This window comes from Bradyrhizobium sp., from assembly GCF_035273305.1.
Taxonomy (GTDB): domain Bacteria; phylum Pseudomonadota; class Alphaproteobacteria; order Rhizobiales; family Xanthobacteraceae; genus Bradyrhizobium.
On sequence record NZ_DATEPI010000040.1, the window covers coordinates 1 to 2,262 of the forward strand.

2 protein-coding genes and 1 pseudogene are annotated in these 2,262 nt (G+C 58.8%); 1 reads left to right on the forward strand and 2 read right to left on the reverse strand.

Annotated features, from left to right (window positions below):
- Both VJV58_RS02725 and VJV58_RS02730 read right to left on the reverse strand, forming a co-directional pair.
- Positions 1 to 317: response regulator (locus VJV58_RS02725; RefSeq protein WP_324135798.1), on the reverse strand; the 317-nt coding region annotated here is incomplete at its 3' end.
- Positions 314 to 1,678, reverse strand: a complete 1,365-nt coding sequence (locus VJV58_RS02730; RefSeq protein ID WP_324135799.1) for a PAS domain S-box protein — start codon at positions 1,676 to 1,678, stop codon at positions 314 to 316. The genes VJV58_RS02730 and VJV58_RS02725, both read right to left, overlap by 4 nt.
- 223 nt (positions 1,679 to 1,901) lie before the next feature.
- On the opposite strand from VJV58_RS02730, the pseudogene VJV58_RS02735 reads away from it, so the two are divergent.
- Positions 1,902 to 2,262, forward strand: a pseudogene (locus tag VJV58_RS02735) (alpha-ketoglutarate-dependent dioxygenase AlkB); the annotation flags it as partial.

The following is a 2,262-nucleotide window of genomic DNA, read 5'->3' on the forward strand; positions in this document are numbered from 1 at the left end:
ATACATCGGGGGATGTCGGTATAAGCGTTCGGCTCTAGTTCTCCGCCATAACCCGAGGCGAATACAAAGGGCACCTGCTTTTGCTCGAGAACATCCGCAACCGGATAGACGCGCTCGCCCCTCAGGTTGATGTCGAGGACCGCGCCTTGAATGTCGGCGCAGCGCAGCAGTTTAAGTGCGTCCGTGACGGTTCCGACGGGTCCGACGACCTCGACGCCGAGATCATGCAAATATTCCGCAAGGTCCTGAGCCAGGAAGTATTCGTCTTCAACGATAAGCACGCGCTGCCCAGATAACTTATTGGCGGCAGAATTCATTCGGTGCGCTCCAGCGGCAATTCCACCGAGCAGCGCACGCCTTCGGGCGTGAACTCAAGTTTTGTGATCGCATTCAACTGGTAAGGAAGCGCGCGCTCGATAAGCTCGCGGCCGTATCCGCTTCGTCGGGGCACAAGGGGTGCATCGGCGGTATCTATGTTTCTCTCTAGCCAATTGAGAATGACCCGCGCCTCGCCGTCGTTGCCCCGCAGATGCCAGTTGATCTCAAGCTTGCCGGGTGGCTGGCGCAATGCGCCGTACTTGACGGCATTGGTTGCCAGTTCGTGCACGGCTAGCGCTAGGGCTTGAGCCGCGTTTGGGGCGAGTTCGACTGAAGGACCGCCGATCTCCGCGATTTCACCGGCCCCATGCGCGTCCAATTCCGCCCGGATGATTTGCTCGAGATCGATCGGTCCCTGGTCAGTACGGGCCAACACGCTCTGCACCCGTGACAGCGCGCCCAGCCGGCTCTCAAATTGGCGCGAAAAATCTTGCAACGAAGCACTGGACTTCATGGTTTGCCGTGCAATCGCCTGCACCAAGGCCAGCAAGTTCCGGGTGCGGTGTTGGAGCTCTGAGAGCAAAACCTGCTGGCGATCCTGCAGACCACGCATCTCATGGACGTCTGCCGAAGTGCCTACCCACTCCGTCGAGGACTCTGCGGCGGGCTTCGCCCGCGTTTGGTGCCAGCGATATTGCCCGTCTGCAGCGCGCCTGATCCGGTGCTCCACATAATATTCACGGGAACGCTGCGCCTGCTCCCAGCGTGAGCGGGTCAATTCCCGGTCATCCGGATGAACGGCTTCCAGCCATCCGAATCCGCGGCTGTTAGCATCGGACAATCCCGCATAGACTTCCCACTGTGGGCTGCCCCAGGTTCGCGAGCCGTCGCTATAGGATCGAAACACCAGCTGAGGTATCGAGATGGCCAGCATCCGGAAGCGCGCCTCGCTTTCAGCGAGCGCCACTTCTTTGTTGTGATGCGCCGTTCGGTCGCGCATGATTTTCACAAACCCGCCGCCGGTGTGAAGGCGCATCATCAGGCCGGATCCCCAAAATTTGGATCCATCTTTTCGTTGATGCCACCTTTCGTCTTCGCTTCGCCCGTTAAGCGACGCTTTCGATCGTTCCCGCTCCGGCGCGCCAGCAGCTCTGTCCTCCGGCGTAAAAATGATGTCGCCGTTGCGCCCTAGAATCTCGTCCTCGGAGTAGCCGGTCAGGCGCTGTGCGCCGACATTCCAGCTAATCACTTTTCCCGAGGCGTCCTGCGCAAATAGAGCAAAATCGGTGACGCTCTCAAATATCAAACGCAACAGATCAGTGTCGTCAGGAGCTCCAGTTTTCAAAATGCCGCCTGACACGATTGGCCTCCGAGATTTGCCCAAACCCTAAACAAAACACTGGCTCGCGAGTTCAAAGTTCGCGCTTAGAGCTTTTTCGCCAGACCGAAGCATGAGCGCAGTGCGGGTCAGCAACTGCTGTGTCGGGAACTGCGGCAGATTTTTCTCGTTCACTCGCCTTCGGGAGTCCGTCGTCGACGCACGCAACGCTGGGCAGTCCGCATCAAGAAGTCGAAGAGGTGATATGAACCCATCCCAATTGCCGCTATTCACCCCGTCGGCATTGGCCCCCAAAGGACTGCAGTATTGGCCGGAGTTCATCAGTCCGGCGGAAGAGCAATATCTAATTGGCCGCATCTGCGAACTGGAGCTGAAGCCTTTTCAATTCGGACCGTATCAGGGAAAGCGGCGCGTCCTGTCGTTCGGCCGCAGCTATGATTTCAGCCGCCAGCGCCTGGAGGGGGCCCCTTCCGTCCCTTCCTGGATGGATCCCGTCATGTTACGCATCGAATCGCTGCCGGAGGCAGAGCACGGGCGAATAGCGCAAGTGCTCATCACAGAGTACCAGCCGGGCACCGCGATCGGTTGGCATCGGGACAAAAAGC